17 protein-coding genes are annotated in these 18,846 nt (G+C 57.2%); 7 read left to right on the top strand and 10 right to left on the bottom strand.

From position 1 onward, the window contains the following. Positions 1–12: 12 nt before the first annotated feature. The 4 genes from FDP08_RS07580 to amrB form a co-directional block, all read right to left on the bottom strand. Entirely contained in the window at positions 13–1,053 is a 1,041-nt protein-coding gene (locus FDP08_RS07580; RefSeq protein ID WP_228263257.1) for a M14 family metallopeptidase, read from the bottom strand. Further along, positions 1,050–2,534 carry a glutamate-cysteine ligase family protein gene (locus FDP08_RS07575; protein WP_137435379.1) on the bottom strand — a complete coding sequence of 495 codons (1,485 nt, stop codon included), beginning with the start codon at positions 2,532–2,534 and terminating at the stop codon, positions 1,050–1,052. Before FDP08_RS07575 ends, FDP08_RS07580 begins: the two co-directional genes overlap by 4 nt. 100 nt (positions 2,535–2,634) lie before the next feature. After that, positions 2,635–4,602 carry a hypothetical protein gene (locus tag FDP08_RS07570; RefSeq protein WP_137435378.1) on the bottom strand — a complete coding sequence of 656 codons (1,968 nt, stop codon included), beginning with the start codon at positions 4,600–4,602 and terminating at the stop codon, positions 2,635–2,637. A gap of 23 nt (positions 4,603–4,625) precedes the next feature. Then, complete coding sequence (gene amrB, locus FDP08_RS07565; protein WP_137435377.1) at positions 4,626–5,468, bottom strand: AmmeMemoRadiSam system protein B; 843 nt, start codon at positions 5,466–5,468, stop codon at positions 4,626–4,628. Between the two features lie 87 nt (positions 5,469–5,555). On the opposite strand from amrB, the gene amrS reads away from it, so the two are divergent. Continuing rightward, positions 5,556–6,662: an AmmeMemoRadiSam system radical SAM enzyme gene (gene amrS / locus FDP08_RS07560; protein ID WP_137435376.1), complete on the top strand. Its 1,107-nt coding sequence runs from the start codon at positions 5,556–5,558 to the stop codon at positions 6,660–6,662. Between the two features lie 43 nt (positions 6,663–6,705). On the opposite strand, the gene FDP08_RS07555 is transcribed toward amrS, so the two are convergent. Next, positions 6,706–8,616: a 3-oxoacyl-[acyl-carrier-protein] synthase III C-terminal domain-containing protein gene (locus FDP08_RS07555; RefSeq protein ID WP_137435375.1), complete on the bottom strand. Its 1,911-nt coding sequence runs from the start codon at positions 8,614–8,616 to the stop codon at positions 6,706–6,708. Between the two features lie 118 nt (positions 8,617–8,734). Continuing rightward, a complete protein-coding gene (gene ltaE, locus FDP08_RS07550) occupies positions 8,735–9,748 on the bottom strand; it encodes a low-specificity L-threonine aldolase (RefSeq protein WP_228263256.1) in 1,014 nt (337 codons plus the stop codon). 140 nt (positions 9,749–9,888) lie between these two features. Between ltaE and FDP08_RS07545 the strand changes: the two genes are divergently transcribed. Beyond that, the gene (locus FDP08_RS07545) at positions 9,889–10,743 is read left to right on the top strand and encodes an ion transporter (protein WP_228263255.1); all 855 of its coding nucleotides are present in this window, start codon (positions 9,889–9,891) and stop codon (positions 10,741–10,743) included. 43 nt (positions 10,744–10,786) lie between these two features. Further along, on the top strand, positions 10,787–11,242 hold the full coding sequence (locus FDP08_RS07540) for a CopD family protein (protein WP_137435373.1): 456 nt from the start codon (positions 10,787–10,789) through the stop codon (positions 11,240–11,242). Between the two features lie 36 nt (positions 11,243–11,278). Here the strand turns inward: FDP08_RS07540 and FDP08_RS07535 are convergent, their stop codons facing one another. After that, positions 11,279–12,046: an SDR family oxidoreductase gene (locus FDP08_RS07535; protein WP_137435372.1), complete on the bottom strand. Its 768-nt coding sequence runs from the start codon at positions 12,044–12,046 to the stop codon at positions 11,279–11,281. 32 nt (positions 12,047–12,078) lie between these two features. Next, on the bottom strand, positions 12,079–12,525 hold the full coding sequence (locus FDP08_RS07530; protein WP_137435371.1) for a phosphate-starvation-inducible protein PsiE: 447 nt from the start codon (positions 12,523–12,525) through the stop codon (positions 12,079–12,081). Positions 12,526–13,260: 735 nt separating this feature from the next. On the opposite strand from FDP08_RS07530, the gene FDP08_RS07525 reads away from it, so the two are divergent. Then, positions 13,261–14,949: a GGDEF domain-containing protein gene (locus FDP08_RS07525; protein ID WP_137435370.1), complete on the top strand. Its 1,689-nt coding sequence runs from the start codon at positions 13,261–13,263 to the stop codon at positions 14,947–14,949. Positions 14,950–14,996: 47 nt separating this feature from the next. Beyond that, positions 14,997–15,176 (top strand): hypothetical protein, encoded by a 180-nt coding sequence (locus FDP08_RS07520; RefSeq protein ID WP_137435369.1) that lies wholly within the window; start codon positions 14,997–14,999, stop codon positions 15,174–15,176. Here the strand turns inward: FDP08_RS07520 and FDP08_RS07515 are convergent. Continuing rightward, positions 15,169–16,041 carry a patatin-like phospholipase family protein gene (locus tag FDP08_RS07515; protein WP_137435368.1) on the bottom strand — a complete coding sequence of 291 codons (873 nt, stop codon included), beginning with the start codon at positions 16,039–16,041 and terminating at the stop codon, positions 15,169–15,171. The two genes, FDP08_RS07520 and FDP08_RS07515, sit on opposite strands and share 8 nt — an antisense overlap. Before the next feature lie 62 nt (positions 16,042–16,103). Between FDP08_RS07515 and FDP08_RS07510 the strand changes: the two genes are divergently transcribed. Then, on the top strand, positions 16,104–16,559 hold the full coding sequence (locus tag FDP08_RS07510) for a GatB/YqeY domain-containing protein (protein ID WP_137435367.1): 456 nt from the start codon (positions 16,104–16,106) through the stop codon (positions 16,557–16,559). Between the two features lie 28 nt (positions 16,560–16,587). Here the strand turns inward: FDP08_RS07510 and fabG are convergent, their stop codons facing one another. Continuing rightward, positions 16,588–17,331 carry a 3-oxoacyl-[acyl-carrier-protein] reductase gene (fabG, locus tag FDP08_RS07505; protein ID WP_137435366.1) on the bottom strand — a complete coding sequence of 248 codons (744 nt, stop codon included), beginning with the start codon at positions 17,329–17,331 and terminating at the stop codon, positions 16,588–16,590. Positions 17,332–17,578: 247 nt separating this feature from the next. On the opposite strand from fabG, the gene FDP08_RS07500 reads away from it, so the two are divergent. Continuing rightward, positions 17,579–18,838, top strand: coding sequence for an MFS transporter (locus tag FDP08_RS07500; RefSeq protein WP_137435365.1), 1,260 nt, complete (start codon positions 17,579–17,581; stop codon positions 18,836–18,838). Positions 18,839–18,846 lie beyond the last annotated feature (8 nt).

Raw genomic sequence — 18,846 nt, 5'->3', positions numbered from 1 at the left:
CCTCCCTGGGAGCTAAAAAATGGGTTCGCCTGTTGCTTTGACCGCGTAGAACAGACAGTCACTCTTTGCAATAACCGGGTTGGTAGTAATCATAAAGGCTTTGATGGCCTGGGCGGGAAAGATCCGTCCATTTTCGACTCGAAGAATCTGCGCCATGTTCTCGGTCCGGTTGTGGCCGATCGCTGTGAGTATGCCCAGGCCTTTTTTACCGACCCATCCGAGAGGCTCATCTGGAGAGACAATCCCGAAATTGCGGTGTTCGATGTCTGGTGGAAACGTCAGGTCAGCCTGCCCGCTGGGCTCAAGGCGGTACTCTATGGTCGCTTCAGGAGCCAGCTCCACCCGAATCGGGTTGCGCAGTACGGCAACGTCCCACTCCGCTTTTTCCAGTGCCAACACGTCTGGTCTTGAGGTGTACCGAACGAGTCCCTCGTAAGCCAGTTGATGAGCTTGATCATCCTGGGCTCCCCCACACTCGATGGTGACCGTGGGCACTTCCTGCTCAGAGTATTCCATCAGCGCACCCAGACGAAGGTCTGTCATTATAAGGCGGTCGGTAAAGAGCGAGGTCAGCGCCTGATGTTCGGCATCATTGGTGATGGTAACAGCGAAGGCCGGGCCTGTGCCCGAGGTGTTGTGCACATCCAGCAGGCATTCGGGTTGCGCCCGATGAAGCTCCGCCAGCATGGCTTCGGCAATGGCCCCTTCTTCCCCTTCGAAAGGCTCTTTGAAACACCGGTTGAGGTCGAGCCCTTTGGGTAGCTGGCGAAATGAGAACCTGGGTGGAATTTTCGCCGGATAGACCCCTCCGAGGAGAAACAGCATGTTGACTTCGGGCGTGTGCTGCTCGAACAGCCACCGGTGCAGCGCAAACAGACCCGAAGGCTCATTGCCGTGCAGCAGCGTTGCCATGGCTCGGGTACGGGAGCGGTCGCGACCGGTGACGTGCACAACGGTAGGCTTTTGCAGTCGGTCCAGCCACTCAAGGGGAGATCGACCCAGCGTCCGGGGTGACGGATCATTCAGATAATCAAGTACGTTCGAGTTGCTCACGGCGACAGTTTCCATTCATGCAGCGGAATGTTTCTCTTCTGGTTGGCCATGTAAAGAGACAGCATGCTCCGGAACGCTTCATCTCGACTCAGGGATTTGAACAAAGACTCGGTGATGTGGCGCTGCCACCGGGCGCCCGACATGGCGGTTTCAATGCGGCCTTCGATGATTCCCAGCAGGCGGTGAATTTCCGTCTCATCCACGGCGGTTTGTTTCAATGCTTCCCGGGCGCGGGGCAGCAGCTCTCGGGCCACGGTTAACAGGGGCGTATCCTGCAACTGCACCTGATCCTTGTGCGGCCAGATGATTTCTGCATCGATGCCGTATTTGGCGGCGCGGTAGAAATTGTGTTCAGTGTAATGGAAAGGCAGTATCGACGTCAGATGGGGTATGTCATCGAGCACTGCCAGCGCAGCCCCGATCACGAACAGGCCGTTCGCACACATATCAGCGGCGGTCGGGCCTGCAGGCATGGAACGGATCTCGATGCGCAGATGGCCGCCGTCGGCGTGATCATAGATGGCCCGGTTCCAGGGCCAGGTGGTTCCCTGGTGCAGGCGCAGTTCGGCGAGCTTGGGTACTTCGCCAAGATCAATCACGGCCATCGGATCTTCATCCGACATCAGTGGAATGATCGGGGGATACAGCGATGCCGAGGCCGCAAACAGTTCCCAGGCGCTGCGGATCCAGCCGTTTCCGTAATAGACCCGTGGTGGATGGCGCCAGGTTTTATGGTTGGGGGATCGGCTGTCAATGGATTGCTTGAACAGGGCAATGCGGGTTTCGTCCCACAGGTGGTGGCCAAACAGGCTGGGTGAATTGCTGGCCAGAGCGAGGACAACCGGCGTGACCAGTTGGACCGCATTGAAATAATCGGCAAAACGATGGGCGGGCACACGCCAGTGCAGCTGGAACGACGTATTGGCCCCTTCCATATAGACGTCGTCGGCCTCCAGATCGATGACATCATTGCCACCAATATGGATGCTGAATGGCGCGCCCCGTTGCTTGAGCAACGCGTTTGATAGCGCATGATAGCGGGGTTCGTCCGTCATCACCTTCGCGCCCATATCGGACTGGCGAAGCGTGGGCAGAATGCCGATCGGCACCAGTTCCCCATCCAGTGACGCGGCGTGCTGGTTGATTCGTCGGATCGCAGCGAGCAGCTCTTGCTCTGTTCTGGCAAACGGAGATCCCTTGAAAGCCTGGGGGCTGAGGTTGTATTCGAGATTGAAGCGGTTGAGCTCAACCGTAAGCTGGGGGTCCTGAACGCTGGCAGCGATTTCTGTGTTTATGGGTTGCACTTGCAGGTCAGGGTTTACGATGTAGAACTCGACCTCAGCGCCAATGGAACTCTCTCCCTCACCAAACCCCGGCCGGTTCAGAAGACGAGTGAGCGCTTTAAGGTCCGTCCGGACCTTGGCTGCAAAACGTTCAAACTCTTCCGGCGCAAATTCTGTTGTCTTGATTGACAATCCCACGGCAACGTCGACTCTGGCGTTAACTTACTTTGATAGTAGTCAGTTCTGGGATTCTTTCATGGAAATTAAGGAAAAACCGGACTTGGGAGGCGCGTGATCTTTAAGCCTGGCGCCCCGCCGCCCAACTGGTTTTCGCCAGGTCCATGGCACGGTTGACGTCATCGGCTGGGACATTGCCCGGCTCACCCTTTTCGAGCGGGTCATAGTGAAAGACATACAGGCGCGAGACGAACTCGGCCACCGGCAGCGAGGCTTCGCCATACCGCTCGTTGTGGCCGTGGGTTGAGGTGACGATGCCTTGGCCCCAGTCCTGCCCGCTGTCGTTGTTAGGATTGAAAAAATAGACGCGCATGATCTTGTCCGAATCCAGTGCCAGCCGCTGGATGGTGATGGCGTGCCAGCCAAGAAAGCGTGTGGCGCTGTCGGTCACCGCAATACCGGCCGGCTGCGGATTGATGACAGGGATGTTGCCGTTGTAGAAAGGGTGGTAGGCGGCATAAAAATCGCGAATAAACCCGTCGAAGTCTTTAAGGCTACCCGTAAAAACGTCGACGGCAATGCGAAATCCGTGGCCGACCTGGTCGCCATGGAATTCTGAGTTGACCCATTTGTGTGGATCTTCTCCGCGCCCGACACTGCGTCGACCCATTTCAAAATAGATGCGATCCAGGTGCGGCACCGTCAGCAGGGAGACCGCATCCACATCCACCGGTGGCTCGGTGGCAAGTCCTGCGCCGAGTTCCCGCGAGGATATGCTGTTGCCTTCAAAGCGCATCACGATTTCATCGTCGCGCGCCGCCCAGGCAAGGATCCGAAGCAGTTCCGCCGGCATGTTGTAGGCCCACATGGACAGGGCGCGCGTGGACTGGCAGGTGGGATAGTTTCCCTGTCCGATGCCCAGCGGGCGCCCCAGCACATTGAGCACGTCGGCGAGCAGAAAGCATTCGGGGGAGCGGCTGCTGCCGAATACGGCCACAATCTTCTCGGCCGCAGCGTCGCAGAGCGGCAGGCGTATCTGGCGCCACAGGGACGGCGCCACCGGAGGCGAGTAGAGAATGCCCCGCTCGAGCATCATAGCCAGGCCATAGGCACACTGGCTGGTCTCTGGAAACAGGGCGTCGTCAATCAGGCGATGAATCAACGCGGGATAGCAGTGAAACGCGTCGGCACCCGTGTAACTCAGCCCCAGGGCTGTTGGAATCAGCTCGTTCCAGCGGCTTCGCAGATAGCGTATGAAGACCGGCATGTAAGCGGATACCAGGCCGGTAGAGTGCATGGCCTGGGCAAAGGCGATGGCCTCCTTTAGCAGGGTGGCATCGTCCATGTCCGCGAGGCGCTCAGTATAGACATCAAAGCCGGGATCTTCCCGGCAACCCTCGGTGGGGCTGAACACGGCGTTGATCAGTTGCACCGCGTTGTCACTGACTTCGCCACCCAGTGTGTCCGGCTTTTCCAGGCAGACCGCTATCTGGGTCACCATGTGTTTAACGCCCGCTACCTGGACGGGACGCTGCTCCAGAATCCGCCACACTTCGGCTACCAGATCTTCCAGGAGGTTTTCGTAGCCCAGGTGCTGCAGCAAGTAGTGGTAGAGGTTCTGAACGGTGTAGCCGAGCTGATCGGGCCGCAGCCGGTCGCTCTCCTGGAGATCATTGACCACCAGATCGAGATTCATCGCCAGTACCTGTGCGAGAAAGTGACGGGCGTGTTCTGCCGAGATAGACGGGTGGGAGTAATCGCCTTTGGCTACCGCCAGAAGGCGAATCTGGCTCAGGCTTTCAACCAGTGTTGCAGCGGGTTCCCCGTGGCGAATCGTGCGTGCGGCCAGGGAGGGCACCAGTGTCTGTGGATAGTCCCAATCGCTTCCACCAAAGAATCCGGCCGACTCAATGGCCGGGACGCGTTCGTAAAGCGCTTCCAGACCTTCCGGGCTGAGCATCAGGGGTTTTGCCGCCTCAATCACCTCGAATACAGGCGAGACGCCCTCGATGGCATTGGTTTCAGCAAGGCGGTCGATGGCCGCGTCAAGTGGCTTCAGGTTTTCGGGTTCGTGGTTGGCTCTGGTCATACTGTCCTATCCTTCAGTGAACTTCAGGACATGTCAACGGCATCCCGATCAATGGCTACGTGTTTCTCACCCGTGCCAAGGGTTATGGCATAGGCACCGTAGCCGACTACCCGGTCCCTCGGCCCGGCCGTGTCACCGGAATTGCGCAGGTCCAGGGTGGTTACTTTCAGGCCTCTTTTCTCTGCCAGATACAACAGTCCGTTAACCGGGTTTCGCCCGCAGGCATCGTCGTATCCGATATGGCGGTAGTCCAGAGTCTCGATGTTTCTGGTGGTATTGCTGTCCAACTCCTTGGCAACCGGATAGCTGTGGTAGTGACTCAGATCGGAACTGACCACAATCAGGGTTTCATCGCCGCCCCAGAGTGTTTCCAGCACCTCGGACACTTCCCCAGGGGACGTTTCTCCTACAACTAGCGGCACCAGGGTAAAGCGCTCAAACACCGACTGCAGGAACGGCAGATGCACCTCCAGACTGTGTTCAAGCTGGTGAGGCGAATCCAGATAGCCAACCTGGGGCAAGGACTGCAGCCTGGCCAACGTGCCCTGATCTACCTCGACATTGCCCAGCGGCGTCTCGAAGAAATCCCAGGTCGGCGCAGCAATGCCTCTGAGGGGTACGCGATGGGAAGGTCCCAGAAGTACCACCCTGTGTATGCGGTCACGAAGTGGCGCAAGCTGTGCATAAGCGCTAGCTGCAACCGGGCCGGAAAACTGGTATCCGGCATGGGGAACAATAATGGCCTTGGGAGCCGGCCCTTCCACAGGTACCTGTGAAAGGAAACCGTCCACCACGGCTCTGAGCTGGGCAGGATCGTCCGGATAGAACATACCCGCAACAGCGGCTTTTCGTATGTTGCCCGACATAGCTGATCACCTGCTTTGACACACCCTCGTGAAGAAACTATAGATTATTTGAGGCGATTCGGAAGCGAAATTGCGAGGGGTCTCACCGTGGGCGATATACCGGTTCTTCAGGGCCGCGAGGTCGGGTTCTGGCACTGGCTTGATGACGGCCGCATCCAGTGCGACCTTTGCCCGAGATTTTGCAAACTGCACGAAGGCCAGCGAGGACTTTGCTTCGTTCGTGGACGCCTCAACGATACGATGGTTCTCACCACCTATGGGCGCTCCAGTGGTTACTGCATCGACCCGATCGAAAAGAAGCCCCTGAACCATTTTCTGCCCGGCACCCCGACCCTTTCGTTTGGCACTGCAGGCTGCAATCTGGCCTGCAAATTCTGCCAGAACTGGGACATGACCAAGTCCCGGGAAACCGATGAACTGGCAGACCAGGCCAGCCCCGAAGACATTGCCCGTGCCGCCCTGACCCTGGGCTGCAAAAGCGTCGCGTTTACGTACAACGACCCGGTCATTTTTCACGAATACGCCGTTGATGTGGCCAGTGCGTGCCATGCGGTGGGTGTGCGCTCGGTTGCGGTAACGGCAGGATACGTCACCGAAGAACCCCGCCGGGAATTCTACCGGTACATGGATGCCGCCAACGTTGATCTCAAAGCCTTCACCGAGCGCTTCTACCACAAGGTTACCGGTGGACATCTGCAACCGGTTCTGGAAACCCTCGAATACATAAAACACGAAACCAGCGTATGGCTGGAACTGACCACCCTGCTCATCCCGGGCGAAAATGATTCGGAGCAGGAGCTGAATGAGATGACCCAGTGGGTGGTGGAGAGGCTGGGACCGGACGTACCCATGCACTTCACCGCATTCCATCCGGACTGGAAAATGATGGATACCCCGCCAACCCCGCCAGAGACTCTGACCCGGGCCCGTAAGATTGCCATGGATAATGGCGTTCGCTACGCCTACACCGGCAATGTGCATGATAACTCAGGCGGCAGCACCTATTGCCACAGCTGCGGCGAACTGCTGATTGGCCGCGACTGGTATGTGTTAGGCGCCTGGAACCTGACCGATGACGGCCAATGCAAGTCTTGCGGTACCGCCTGTGCCGGTGTATTTGAAGGCCCGCCAGGGCATTGGGGCGCGCGGAGACAGCCGGTGCGGCTAAGTGATCACCGGGTGCGACCCGCCTGAGTCGTCACCAACCGCGTGAACCATGCGCTTCTCCTGACGCGATTTACGTATTGAACGCCTCCTTGATGTCTTCAATTGAGGAATGCGCTTTCGTTAACGATGGGCCCATGGCGAGGGCTTTGGTCACCTCCGGCGCAACCATCTCCGGTTCCAGCGACAGGATAACGTAGCCACCGACAGCTCCGGCGCCGAAGCCCGGGGCGAAAACCAGCGACCGTTTGTTGATCGCCCCGTCGAAGACGGCGTCTGCGAGTGCGATCGGGATGCTCGCCGCAGAAGCGTTGCCGACTTCGGAGATATTGAAGTAAATGTCTTTGGCGTCAATCCCCTGCTGCTCGGCGATCTCGATGATCATGGTCTTATTGGCCTGATGGGGCACGATGATGTCGATCTCGAGTCCAAGATCGGTCAGCTCGCCCATCATCTGGTTCAGGTAGCGCTTGACCAGCGCCTTGACCTCGGGGCCATAGACGGTGATGTCGTTGTCGAAATCGTGATTCGGCCAGATGATCGAGTTCACCTGGCTTGCCGGCCCGCTTGCATAGGTCTGGACCACATGAATGTCTCGTTCACCGTCGGACGGCGCGATCACCACTGCGGCGGCCCCGTCGCCGAAGATCATCCGCGACGGCCGGGCATTGCCGATCTTGTCCGAGAATTTCTCGGCCATGACCAGAAGGACCGGACGTTCGATCTCCCCCAGCAGGCGGACCGCTTCGGCGACGCCATAGGGAAAGCCGGCGCAGGCCGCGACGATGTCGGCGGAGCAATGGGTCTGCAGGATGCCCAGCTGGCCGGAGAGCCAGGTGGCGGTCGACGGGATCAGTCGGCTTGAGGTACAGGAGCAGAACAGCACCGCACCGATCTCCTCGGCCCCACGACCGGCATGCTTGAGGGCTGCCCGCGCGGCCTCAAGGGCGATATTCTCCAGTGGCTCGGCGGTATAACGGCGCCGCTCGATGCCGGTTTTGTCAGCGATTTCCTTCGCGCTCATCGGCGACCACGAGGACGGCGAATTGCGCACCACATCCTCGTTTGAGCAGGTGACCTCACCTTTGCGGACGGCCAGCGCCTCGATCTTCGGCTGGATCGGCGAATTGTCACCGATCACTGTCGGTGGGTAGGGCCTCACGGGCTCAACGGCAGGATCCGGCGTCGGTGCCTGCCGGGCAACGGTGGTGCCCTTCTTTTCGCGGTTGATGAATTCCAGCACGTGGCGGTTTTTCGGATAGAACAGCACGACGATATCGTCATCCTGCATCTCGGCCAACGGTTTCAGTCTTGCCTGACTGCGGTCCCATGGCTGTTGATTATGCAGCACCATTGACCAGCGCCGTAGCGCCTCGAGTTCGGCCTGTTCGTCTGAGACATCAAGTATGTCGTCAACGCTATAGCGCTGGTGGTCGGGATCGTAGTTGCCGAGGGTGGTTGTCATGGAACCGGCAGTGGCGAGCGCCTCGGCAATCGTTGCTTTTATCGGCGGCAATGACGTTGCGTGATAGAGCTTGTTTGAGAAGCAGTCGAAGAGCAGGGCGAACAGTTCGTCTTCAGCTGTTGCGTTCCACTTTTCCGGCAGTTTCGTGTAGGCCTCGCGGACTGTTGCGGTCTTGGCTGCCCGCCCCTCCCAGGGCTGCAGCAGAGGCACGAAGACATCGTCGCGGTTCCGCGGGACATCGCGCCAGCGCATCGGCTGCTTTTGGTACATCACCAGTGCGTAACGATTCGCCCAGAAAAGGTGCAAACCAATGTCGCGCAACAGATCGTAGCGCGTCGCATAGCTTCCCGCAGCTGCCCGCTCGGCGATTTCGGTACCGGTCGGCGCTTTCACTTCGAAGTCGCGCCGAATAATCGCCTTCAACTGGTCGAGATCGGTGATGATCGAAAAGTCGAGCTCGGTAAAGATGCTTGAGGGGAATACCAGTTTTCCGTGTTTGTTCATTCGAAACGGTTTCATAAGTGCTCCTTGCTGATACCCGATAATTCGCCAATTTCTCGATGGTGTGTAACAGGCAGTATAGCCGCCATTATCGCAATGGGTTGTCCGCCTGCATGGCCATGCGGATTGGCTCGCACTATTCGTAAAACCGCCGAATGGCGCCTAACAACCTCTCCACATCCTGCCGGTTCACATCCAGATGCGTCACGAAGCGGATGGGGACTCCCGCTGTAATCAGGATGCCCTGGTCACCCAGATAGTCGCGCAGTTGCTCGGCCCTGCCAGACCGGCAGCGGGCGTAGACGATGTTGGTCTGGGTGCTGGCTGGGTTGATGTCCAATTGCGGAATTCCGGCCAGGCCGGCACTCAGGTATTCGGCGTTTTCATGATCTTCAAACAGCCGCAGCGGCCCCTGCTCCAGGGCGATTCGCCCGGCAGCGGCCAATATGCCGGCCTGTCGCATGCCGCCACCGAGCATTTTGCGCAGGCGTGTTGCGCGGCCAATAAAGGCTTTTGTGCCCAGCAGCAGCGACCCGACCGGTGCGCCCAGCCCTTTCGAGAGACAGACGCTGACTGAATCGTAGTGTCTGGTTATCTCGGTGACATCGCAGTCGGATTTCACCGCGGCATTGAACACCCGGGCACCATCGAGGTGCAGCAGCAGATTGTGGTCATCGCACAAGGAGCGGGCCTGGCGCTGGTAGTCCAGTGACAACACTTTGCCACCGATGGTGTTTTCCAGCGAGAGCAGGCGGGTAGGGGCGAAATGGAAGTCATCGGCCTTGATGGCGGATTTGGCTTTTTCGAGGTTGATGCTGCCGTCCGGCTCGTTCTCGATCGGTTGCGGTTGTACGCTGCCAAGCACGGCTGCGCCACCGCCTTCGTAACGATAGTTGTGGGCCGACTGGCCACAGAGGTATTCATCGCCCCGGCCACAGTGGCTCATGATCGCCAGAAGGTTGGCCTGGGTGCCCGTGGCGGTAAACAGGGCCGCTTCGAAGCCTAGCCGTTCGGCTGCGTAGGCCTGCAAGCTGTTCACGGTTGGGTCATCACCATAAACGTCGTCTCCCACCTCGGCGCTGGCCATGGCATCGCGCATTTCTGCGGTCGGGCGGGTGACGGTATCGCTGCGGAAATCGATCATGGTCATGGCGGCTCTTTTATTGGCGATCAGACGAGTAGAGTATACAGTCGGTATAAGGGGGCTGTACGGGGGTATTCAAGATTAGTAGCTCCGGGATTAGCCGGATCGCCGGATTTTCAATGGCAGTTAAAGAGGGAGCTTGGATCGTGACAGAAAAACCGGGCGGCCTGGGGATCAAAACGCGCCTGTTTCAAATCATTTTCGAATCGGACACCCGCCTGGCCAAAGGCTTTGATGTTTGTTTGGCTTTGCTTATATTCCTCAGTGTCGGGATTATTCTTCTGGACAGTGTTCCGGAATATCATGCCCGCTTCGGTGAGCTCTTTTACGTGTTGGAATGGGGTGTAACACTGCTGTTCACTCTTGAACTCGGCCTGCGTATTCATTGCCTGGAGAAGCCGAAGCTCTATCTGAAAAGCTTTTATGGAGTTATCGACGTTTTGGCCGTTCTGCCTACCTGGCTGGCACTGTTGTTCCCGGGTGCGCAGACTCTCGTCGTATTGCGCTTGCTGCGTACCTTGCGTCTGTTCCGGGTACTGGAAATGATGACGGTAGTGGGCGAGGGCCGCCTGCTGTTGGACGCTCTGCTTCGCAGCCGGGACCAGATCCTGCTTTTTCTGTTCACAGTGCTGATGGTCGTGACCATCTTCTCTTCGTTTCTCTATCTCATTGAGCCGGCCGAAGCGGGCTTTACCAGTATTCCCACATCCATTTACTGGGGAATCGTGACACTGACGACGGTGGGCTATGGCGATATAACGCCGGTTACTCCCTGGGGGCAGTTCATTTCCATGATGATCATGCTGACGGGCTACTCGATCATTGCGCTTCCCGTTGGCGTTTTTTCCGCGGAAGTTATTCGCGCCCTGCGGGCGGAACGTTACTCCGATGAAGCCTGCCCGGGATGCGGTAAACATCGACATGAAACCGACGCCAACTACTGCAAATATTGCGGTACCTGGCTTGATGAGGAGAAGCCCGAGCCGGGTGGCTCCGGGTAAAGCTTATACTCATCACACACATTTCTCATTCGGGAGTCGCTTTATGAGTCTGGCTATCGCTCTACATGTTCTCTCTGCCGTGATCTGGGTCGGCGGCATGTTTTTCGCCTACATGGCCATGCGGCCGGCGGTGGTCGAGGTGATTGATGCATCAAAGCGGGGCGTACTTTGGTGTCACACCCTGTCCCGGTTTTTTCGGTGGGTATGGGCGGCCGTGATCCTGTTGCTGGTGACCGGTTACTGGATGATTTTCAGCGTATTTGGTGGCATGGCTGGTGCCGGCTGGCATATCCACGTCATGCAGGGGCTGGGGATTGTGATGATCCTACTGTATTTCCACGTCTATTTTGCTCCCTTCCGGCGGCTGAAGCAGGCCGTTGCCAATCAGGATCCCCAGGAAGGCGGGCGCCAGGTGGGACAGATCCGCAAGCTGGTGGGCACCAACCTGATTCTTGGGCTGATTGTAGTGGCGATCGGTGCCGGTGGCCGGTATCTGTAAGCCTGTCGCAGAAGGGTCGGCCGGCCGGGCAGTCCGCTAATCCTCGTAAATCATCTTGCGGGTCATCCCGCCGTCGATCACGAAGTTCTGGCCGGTTACAAAACGGGCTTCCGGCGAGACCAGGTAGGCCACCATGGCTGCTACATCGGCGGGTGTGCCGACCCGGCCGCTGGGGTGTTGCTCATGATCGGAGGCGGAGAGGGGCTGCAGCCGGGCTGGCGCATCGGCCTGCCAGGCACGGACATCGATCCAGCCCGGGCTGATGCTGTTGGCCCGCACATCCGGGCCAAGACTCATGGCCAGCGCATGGGTCAGGGCGATCAGGCCGCCCTTGCTGGCGGCATAGGCCTCGCTATGGGGCTCGGACTGCAGGGCGCGGGTGGAGGCCATGTTGACGATGCTACCCCGGGTCTGGCGAAGGTGCGGCACTGTATGCTTTGCCATCAGGAAGGCGCCGGTCAGGTTGACGTCGATTCGCCGTTGCCACTGGGCAAGCTCAAGGGTCTCTATGGGGCCAGTGTCCGGATCTGCGATTCCTGCATTACTGACCGTTGCGTCCAGCCGCCCGCCCCATCGCACTGCCTCGTCTACTGCGGCGACCACTTCGGACTCGCGGGAGACATCCGTTGTGATCAGGCGCAGGTTGTCCGGATTGTTCAAATCCTGTCTGCATGCGGTGATGGCTTCTGCATCCTGGTCGAGGACCACCACGCGCCAGCCCTTGTCCAGGAAATAGGCGGCTATGCCCTTGCCGATGCCCTGGGCGCCGCCGGTTATGAGTATGACCGGGAGTTGCTGTGCCATGTGTTCTGGCTCCTTGTGAGCAGGAAATGGAGTCAACGGCGCGGCAAACGCATTATCGCGATAGCCGCAATAGCCAGTAGCACGATTGCGCCGGCTTCGAACAGGATGTTTTGCGGGGCCATGTCCTTGCCCTGTAGCACTATCAGCCGAGCTATTGCAGTAATAGCGATGAAAATCGGATAGATAAACGGTGAACCTCGCCCGGTGTAAGACACCACCACCATTGCAACCACCTCGGTGTAGAGGAACATCATCAGAATATCAGCGAGGTCTACGACACCATTTTCGTAGATGCCCAGGATCTCTAACCCGGCAGCACCTAACGTCATCAGCCCCGTCACAATCAGCAACAGCTTCTGGATCAGATTGAAGCCGCCAATAACGAAAAGCTGTTCCGAATTGCTGATCTCTCGAGCTTCAGGCGTTTTTTCATTCGGGTCGTCAGTTTGACGCGCACTGTCCAACTTTGAATCGTTCATGATTGAACCTTTTTTATTGTCGGCAATTACCTTACCTCTTTGGTTAGTACTGGGGAGCTCAAGGATGATGTTAAGTGATGAGCCCTCTGCTGCCCTCCGTCGTCGAGGGCAGGGCTACGCTGTTCAACCGTAACGCGATATCACCTTACCGTCGATGGATTTGCTCAATCCGGTCGGGAGGGATTTTTGAATCTTTGGAAACTGTCCCGGAGGGGTCTGGATTTAGTGCCACCAGAACAATGGTCATGACCGCAAAAAGCAGAGGAGCGATGAGTCCGGCGACCTCAACGGCATCAAAGGAAATGTTCTCGGGTTCAACGGAACTGATGTTACTTGTGTGTTCCATTCGGTAAGACCTCAGGTTTTCTGGATTGCCGCTTGAGCCTTACCGAAACTCGGTAGAGGCTGCCGATGGCGGGAATCATAGGGTCTGATGAGGGGGCTGGCAATCGAATAAAGCATATAACAAGGAACCATATCGGCATTTGCCTATGCACTTGGCTCAGGATTGCAGGCTCCAGTAATATTATGTTTCTGAACGATATATTTGCGTAACTAAGGACCGTAATCGAGTCGCTAAATGGCTTTTTGTTGTCCCCAGAAAGGTTACTAAGCTATTCTTTAATATGCCCTTACTAATATATGTTGTAAGAATAGTTCTGCGGCGGTAAGGGATGGCTGATAGCGTTTCCAGTCGTCCCAGCCGGGCTCTAAATCCATAATAAGAAAATTCCTATGCAGCGCATTGTGTTCCGGCTTCTTGCCGCAGCGTTGATTCTTTTGGTGGGCTGGTGGCATACACCCCTCTATGCAGAGTTACGACCCTTTACATCCCTGCCTGCAGAGGCGATGGATCTCCAGCAGGGCGGACGCCTGTACATCGCCCGGAGTCAGACCTTCCCGGAAACCTATCAGGGCCTACCCGCGTGGAGCGCGCAACAGAACCCCGCTGAAGCCGTTGCCCTGACCGGGGGTGATTACTGGCTACTCAGGGAATTACGCCATGAGGGTAATACGACTGACTGGGTGCTGGACCCTAACAATTCCCTCATTGATCGGATAGAGGCCCGTGTATACAGCGAGGATGGGGATGTCCAGGTGCTGCATACGGGGTATCAGCATGATCACGAGTATATGCTGCACTACGGGAAGCGTATTCAACTGCAGCCAGATACGACTTATCGGCTACTGGTGCGCTTTTCCAGCCCGTACTTCTCATCCCACCCTGAATTCGAGGTGATCCCGGAAACGGACTATCGCCACAAGGTGGCGATTGAGAACGCACTGGTACTGCTTGCCTTTGGAAGCCTGATCGCGCTGGCCATTTTCAATCTGTTCGTTTTCTTCTCGACCCGGGATAGAAGCCAGTTGTACTACGCGTTCTATCTGCTGGCGTACTTCGTGGCCTGGGCGTTTGTTTTTCATCTGCCAGTTGAGTTTTTCGGTTACCGCAACATTTCCCTGCACTATGTGCCCTTCTTTCTGTTACCGGTGCTGAACACGCTTTTCTACCTGGAGTTCCTCAAGCTCGACCAGTACAACCCCCTGCTTGCGAAGCTGAGCCGGTGTAACCAGGTGTTGGCGCTGCTCCTGCTACCGAGCTGTTTTTTTGCGGTCAGTTATGCCCATAGCCTGGCCACGGTGGTCATTACTTTCTGGCTGGCTCTGGCGTTGGTAAGCGGCATTCTTTCCTGGCGCAGGGGCTATCGGCCGGCCCGCTATTTCGTGTTTGCTTTTGTGGCATTGATTATTCCGGGGTTGCTGATTTTGCCCGCCAACATCGGGCTGACATCCGAACTGGTGGATAACGCAGAGCTGTTGACCTTGCTGGGGGGCACGCTGGATGCGTTACTGCTGGCATTTGCCCTGGCGGACAAGATCAAGCTGCTCTCGGAGCAGAAAGACCGCTACTTGAACAATCTCAACGATGCCCTCAAGCTGGCCAATACTGACGGCCTGACCGGGCTGGGCAATCGCTACGCCTTTGACACCTATCTCGACAACTTTTTTCAGTTCTCAGCCGAGGCCGATGACGAAGCACAGCAGATGATTTTCCTGATTGACCTGGATGGCCTCAAAACCATCAACGACACCTACGGACATACGGCTGGTGATGAGCTTCTGCGTCTGTTTGCCGATGGCTTGAGGGCTCACTGTGGCGAAGACAGCGACAGCTACCGTCTGGGAGGGGATGAGTTCGGGATACTGTCTACCAGGCGACAGGAACCCGTGCTCCACGAGGCCATCAGGCACATTGAGGGCATGCTGATCGCAGCGGGTTTCAAAGAGGCTGGTGTGAGTTACGGGGTAGCCTATGCCAGTGAATGCAGTTTGCCCTCCCATCTGTTTACGATCTCGGACAGGCGTATGTACCAGCACAAGCTGTCCCGCAGAAAGTCGGGCGGAGTCGCCGCGACGAGTTAGCGTGCCAACGCTTCGTTCTGTCATCAATCTTTTTGGAGAAACTGGCCATGGGTACCCTGCTGACGATTCTCGCTGTCCTTTTTCTGGCCCTGATCATTATTGTTCCACTGGTCGAAAAATACGCGCCCAAAGATGAAACCCGGGACTACAGCAATATCACGCGATGGATTATACCGCTGATGGCGCTGGCTATAGTGCTGCAACTGATTCGGCACTACTTCATGTGAGGCGTTTAAGGCCTTTGAGGATCTCGGGTACCTTGAAGGGCAACAATGCCCCGGCCGCTTTTATAAGGCTGATAACGACATTCCACCGCTTGTACCAGAGTACCTGGCGAATCTTTTTCTTCATGGGGCGGTAGCCTTCGAGGTACAGCTCTTCCACGCGGTCAGCGTTGTTGGTGAGGCTGTACCCGCTTAAGTCCAGTGGCACTGCTATGTCAGCCTTTTTCAGCTGCTTGCGGGTATTAAAGTCGATACCAATGTTGATGGCATTGCTGATCACATCAAGCGTATCTTCCGGTTTCGGGTACCGGCCGACATGGCTCAGGTCAACGGCCACAATAATGCCCGCGCCCATTTCCGCCAGCGGTGATATCGGAACATTTTCCACCAGCCCACCATCCACCAGAATCCTGCCATCTATTTCCACCGGCACAAACAGGCCGGGCACAGCCATGGACGCACAGACCGCATCTGCCAGGTTTCCATTTCTGAAAATCAGCTGCTCACCGGTTTCGATATCGGTTGCACAGATGGCCAGGGGAATGTTGGCATCTTCAATGCGGCAATCCCCCAGATCCCTGTGGATCATTTCCCGGATGGAATTCGTGCTGAACAGGCCGCCACGCTTCAGGGTAAAGTCGAGAATCTTGGACAGGTTCAGCTCGGAACAGATCGAAAGTATGGACTCGGCCGGGCGGCCGAAGGCGTGGTAACTGGCGACCAGTGCCCCAACACTGGTTCCCGAAATACAATGAATCCGGATCTGCTCCTCCTCAAAGGCCTTCAAAACGCCGATATGAGCAATGCCCTTTGCGGCACCGCCTCCCAGGGCCAGACCGATTCGGGTATTAAAGGGATTGAGTTTCATGCATGAGCGCCTGATGATGTTATATAGGGTAAAATTCACATTGATTTTAACAGAGGTCGACAATGGCAGAATTATCACTCAAGGAACAACTGAACAACGCTGTGAAAAACGCGATGCGGAACAAGGATAAAACCCGGCTTGTCACCCTGCGGATGGCTCAGGCTGCGGTCAAACAGATCGAGATTGATGAGCGCCGCGATCTGGATGACGATGACGTTCTGAAGGTGCTGGACAAAATGCTCAAGCAGCGCCGCGATGCCGCCAGTCAATACGATGATGCCGGTCGAGAGGAACTGGGCGACAAGGAAAGGGCAGAAATGGTGATCATTGAGGAGTTCATGCCCGCCGCCCTTACCGAGGATGACCTTGATGGCCTGATCCGTATGGCCATTAGCTCAACTGACGCCCAGGGAATGCAGGACATGGGGCGTGTCATGAACGACCTGCGCCCCCAGGTACTTGGCCGAGTCGATATGGGCCATCTGAGCAAAAAGGTGCGGGCTGCGCTGGCTGGCTAGATTCAGCCATAGCAGCCGGTGGGTGGCATTACATGTACACGCCGCCGTTAACGTTGATCTGCTGGCCGGTGATGTAGTCTCCTTCCGCTGCGAGAAATACCACTGCTCGGGCGATTTCAGCGGGCTGACCAAAGCGGCCCATCGGCACCCGTGCAATGATTTGCTCGCGGATATTCTCTGGCACCTGGGCGAGCATTTCGGTCTCGGTGAAGCCCGGCGCAATGGCATTTACCGTAATGTTGTACTTGGCCATCTCCAGTGCCAGGGTCTTGGTAAATGCAATGATACCGCCCTTGCTGGCCGCGTAGTTTGCCTGCCCGAAATTGCCGGCCTGGCCCACGAATGAAGTGATATTGATGATGCGACCGAACTGCTGGTCCATCATTATCTTCAGCACTTCGGAGCATGTCGCGTAGACACTCCCGAGGTTGGTATCGAGAACGTCGTTCCAGTCGTCGTCGGTGAGTTTTTTCATGGACTTGTCGCGGGTGATACCGGCGTTGTTCACCAGGATATCGATGCGCCCCCATTGCTCATGAACCTGACGCACCAGACTCCGCGCTTCTGGCATCTTGGACAAATCCGCCTGGATTGCCTGCGCCCGGACGCCGAGCGCCTCAATTTCCTTGACAACCTCGTCTGCGTCGGACTGACGTGAGCGGTAGTTGATAGCGACATCTGCGCCGCGCTGGGCCAACTGAAGTGCGATGTGTCTGCCGATACCGCGGGAGCCCCCGGTGACAATGGCGACCTTACCTTTTAGATCCTGCATGACGCTCTCCTCGCAGTATTCTTGTTGTTCGGCGTGGAGCTTACTGATCTTCTGAAAGCTCTATCTTGAAGCTAGCAGACGCCTTGAAAAGCGACAAGGAATCAATGGAAGGTTTCGGCGAAAGACATACTGATTTCCGCGAAGCCGGCTTTACTTCTAAAGGCAATCAAGATGGTTTGATACCAGTAAGCACAACTTCTACTCTGTAAAGGCTGGTTCCAGGTGCGCTACTGAGGGAGAAGGTATCGTGAAGACCGTATCGAGTACAGGATTTGCTCTTTTCGGCGCATCGCTGATTGCGATCAGTTACGGTCTCGCGCGTTTTGCCTTCGGCCTGTTCGTGCCGCCCATCCGCGCCGAGCTGGACCTCACGCCCGAGGTGATCGGTATCATCGGTGCGGTGCCGCTGATCAGTTTCCTGCTGGCCATGTTGGTTGCACCGTTTGCAGCGGATCGTCTCGGTGCCCGCAATACGGCGATTCTGTCTGGTGGGTTCGGCGCTGTCGGCCTGGCGCTGATCAGCCAGTCCTCTGGCGCCCTGTCGCTCGGCGTTGGAGTGTTTGCGTGCGGCATTTGCACGGGCCTGATGATGCCCGCACTTACGGCTGCCATGCAGGTGCTGGTGGATCGTTCCGTGCACGGGCGCGTCAGCTCTGTGATGAACGCGGGTACGAGTGTCGGTATAATGGTTGCCGTTCCTGCCGTTCTGTTTATGGCCGGCCTCTGGCGCTACGCCTACTTGTTCTTTGCCTTGCTGGCGGTTATCGGCGTGCTTGCCACCTGGTTTTATATTCCCTCGGTGTCTCGGGTTGCTCCATCGAATGCTGCGCCGCCGCCTCCCATCAGCGCCCTGCAGTGGTGGCGTCTGTTCAGGCTCTCGCTGTTTGCCTTCGTGATGGGGTTTGTCTCCGCTGCTTACTGGATCTTTGCGCCCGATCTCGTGGTTACCCTTGGCGAGCTGCCGTCCGCAGCAACCGGGTGGCTTTGGCTGGCGGTTGGTCTCGCCGGGCTTGGCGGCGCTGTGGTGGCTGATCTGGCTGATCGAAACAACCCGCCTATCACTCAGGCCCTGATGCTGATGATGCTGGCTGCGAGCCTGGCATTGTTGGCTGCCAGCCCCGATCAGGTGGTGCTTGCGGCGTTTTCCGGGCTGGTCTTTGGTCTGGCCTATATGAGTCTGACGGGGCTGTATCTGATGACTGGCGTCCGGCTGTTGCCGGGCCGTCTGTCGATGGGTCCGGTACTGCCGTTCATGGCGATCTCGCTCGGCCAGGCGGCTGGCTCGCCCATTGTCGGCATGTTGGTGAACAACCTTGGCTATAGCGACGCCTTTGCCATTTTCTCCGTGATCGGCATTTTGGTGGCACTGCTGTCGCCACTGTATCCACGCAATATTGAGCAAGGGTCCGATGAAGAGGCCGGGGAGGACACTGGCCTTCAGGCGGCCTACGATTATCAGCTCCAGAACGAGGAGGGCGAGCCGTTCACTTACGATACGAAAGAATAGAAAAGTGA

The organism is Marinobacter panjinensis (assembly GCF_005298175.1).
Lineage (GTDB): Bacteria > Pseudomonadota > Gammaproteobacteria > Pseudomonadales > Oleiphilaceae > Marinobacter > Marinobacter panjinensis.
Note: the sequence above shows the minus strand (reverse complement) of the source record. Positions and strands in the feature narration are given on the sequence as shown.

What these genes read in the sequence shown, in the direction of transcription:
- FDP08_RS07570 (WP_137435378.1), bottom strand. Translation starts at nt 4,602, where the DNA reads ATGACCAGAGCCAACCACGAACCCGAAAACCTGAAGCCACTTGACGCG.
- amrB (WP_137435377.1), bottom strand. Translation starts at nt 5,468, where the DNA reads ATGTCGGGCAACATACGAAAAGCCGCTGTTGCGGGTATGTTCTATCCG.
- FDP08_RS07555 (WP_137435375.1), bottom strand. Translation starts at nt 8,616, where the DNA reads ATGAAACCGTTTCGAATGAACAAACACGGAAAACTGGTATTCCCCTCA.
- ltaE (WP_228263256.1), bottom strand. Translation starts at nt 9,748, where the DNA reads ATGACCATGATCGATTTCCGCAGCGATACCGTCACCCGCCCGACCGCA.
- FDP08_RS07540 (WP_137435373.1), top strand. Translation starts at nt 10,787, where the DNA reads ATGAGTCTGGCTATCGCTCTACATGTTCTCTCTGCCGTGATCTGGGTC.
- FDP08_RS07535 (WP_137435372.1), bottom strand. Translation starts at nt 12,046, where the DNA reads ATGGCACAGCAACTCCCGGTCATACTCATAACCGGCGGCGCCCAGGGC.
- FDP08_RS07530 (WP_137435371.1), bottom strand. Translation starts at nt 12,525, where the DNA reads ATGAACGATTCAAAGTTGGACAGTGCGCGTCAAACTGACGACCCGAAT.
- FDP08_RS07525 (WP_137435370.1), top strand. Translation starts at nt 13,261, where the DNA reads ATGCAGCGCATTGTGTTCCGGCTTCTTGCCGCAGCGTTGATTCTTTTG.
- FDP08_RS07520 (WP_137435369.1), top strand. Translation starts at nt 14,997, where the DNA reads ATGGGTACCCTGCTGACGATTCTCGCTGTCCTTTTTCTGGCCCTGATC.
- FDP08_RS07515 (WP_137435368.1), bottom strand. Translation starts at nt 16,041, where the DNA reads ATGAAACTCAATCCCTTTAATACCCGAATCGGTCTGGCCCTGGGAGGC.
- FDP08_RS07510 (WP_137435367.1), top strand. Translation starts at nt 16,104, where the DNA reads ATGGCAGAATTATCACTCAAGGAACAACTGAACAACGCTGTGAAAAAC.
- fabG (WP_137435366.1), bottom strand. Translation starts at nt 17,331, where the DNA reads ATGCAGGATCTAAAAGGTAAGGTCGCCATTGTCACCGGGGGCTCCCGC.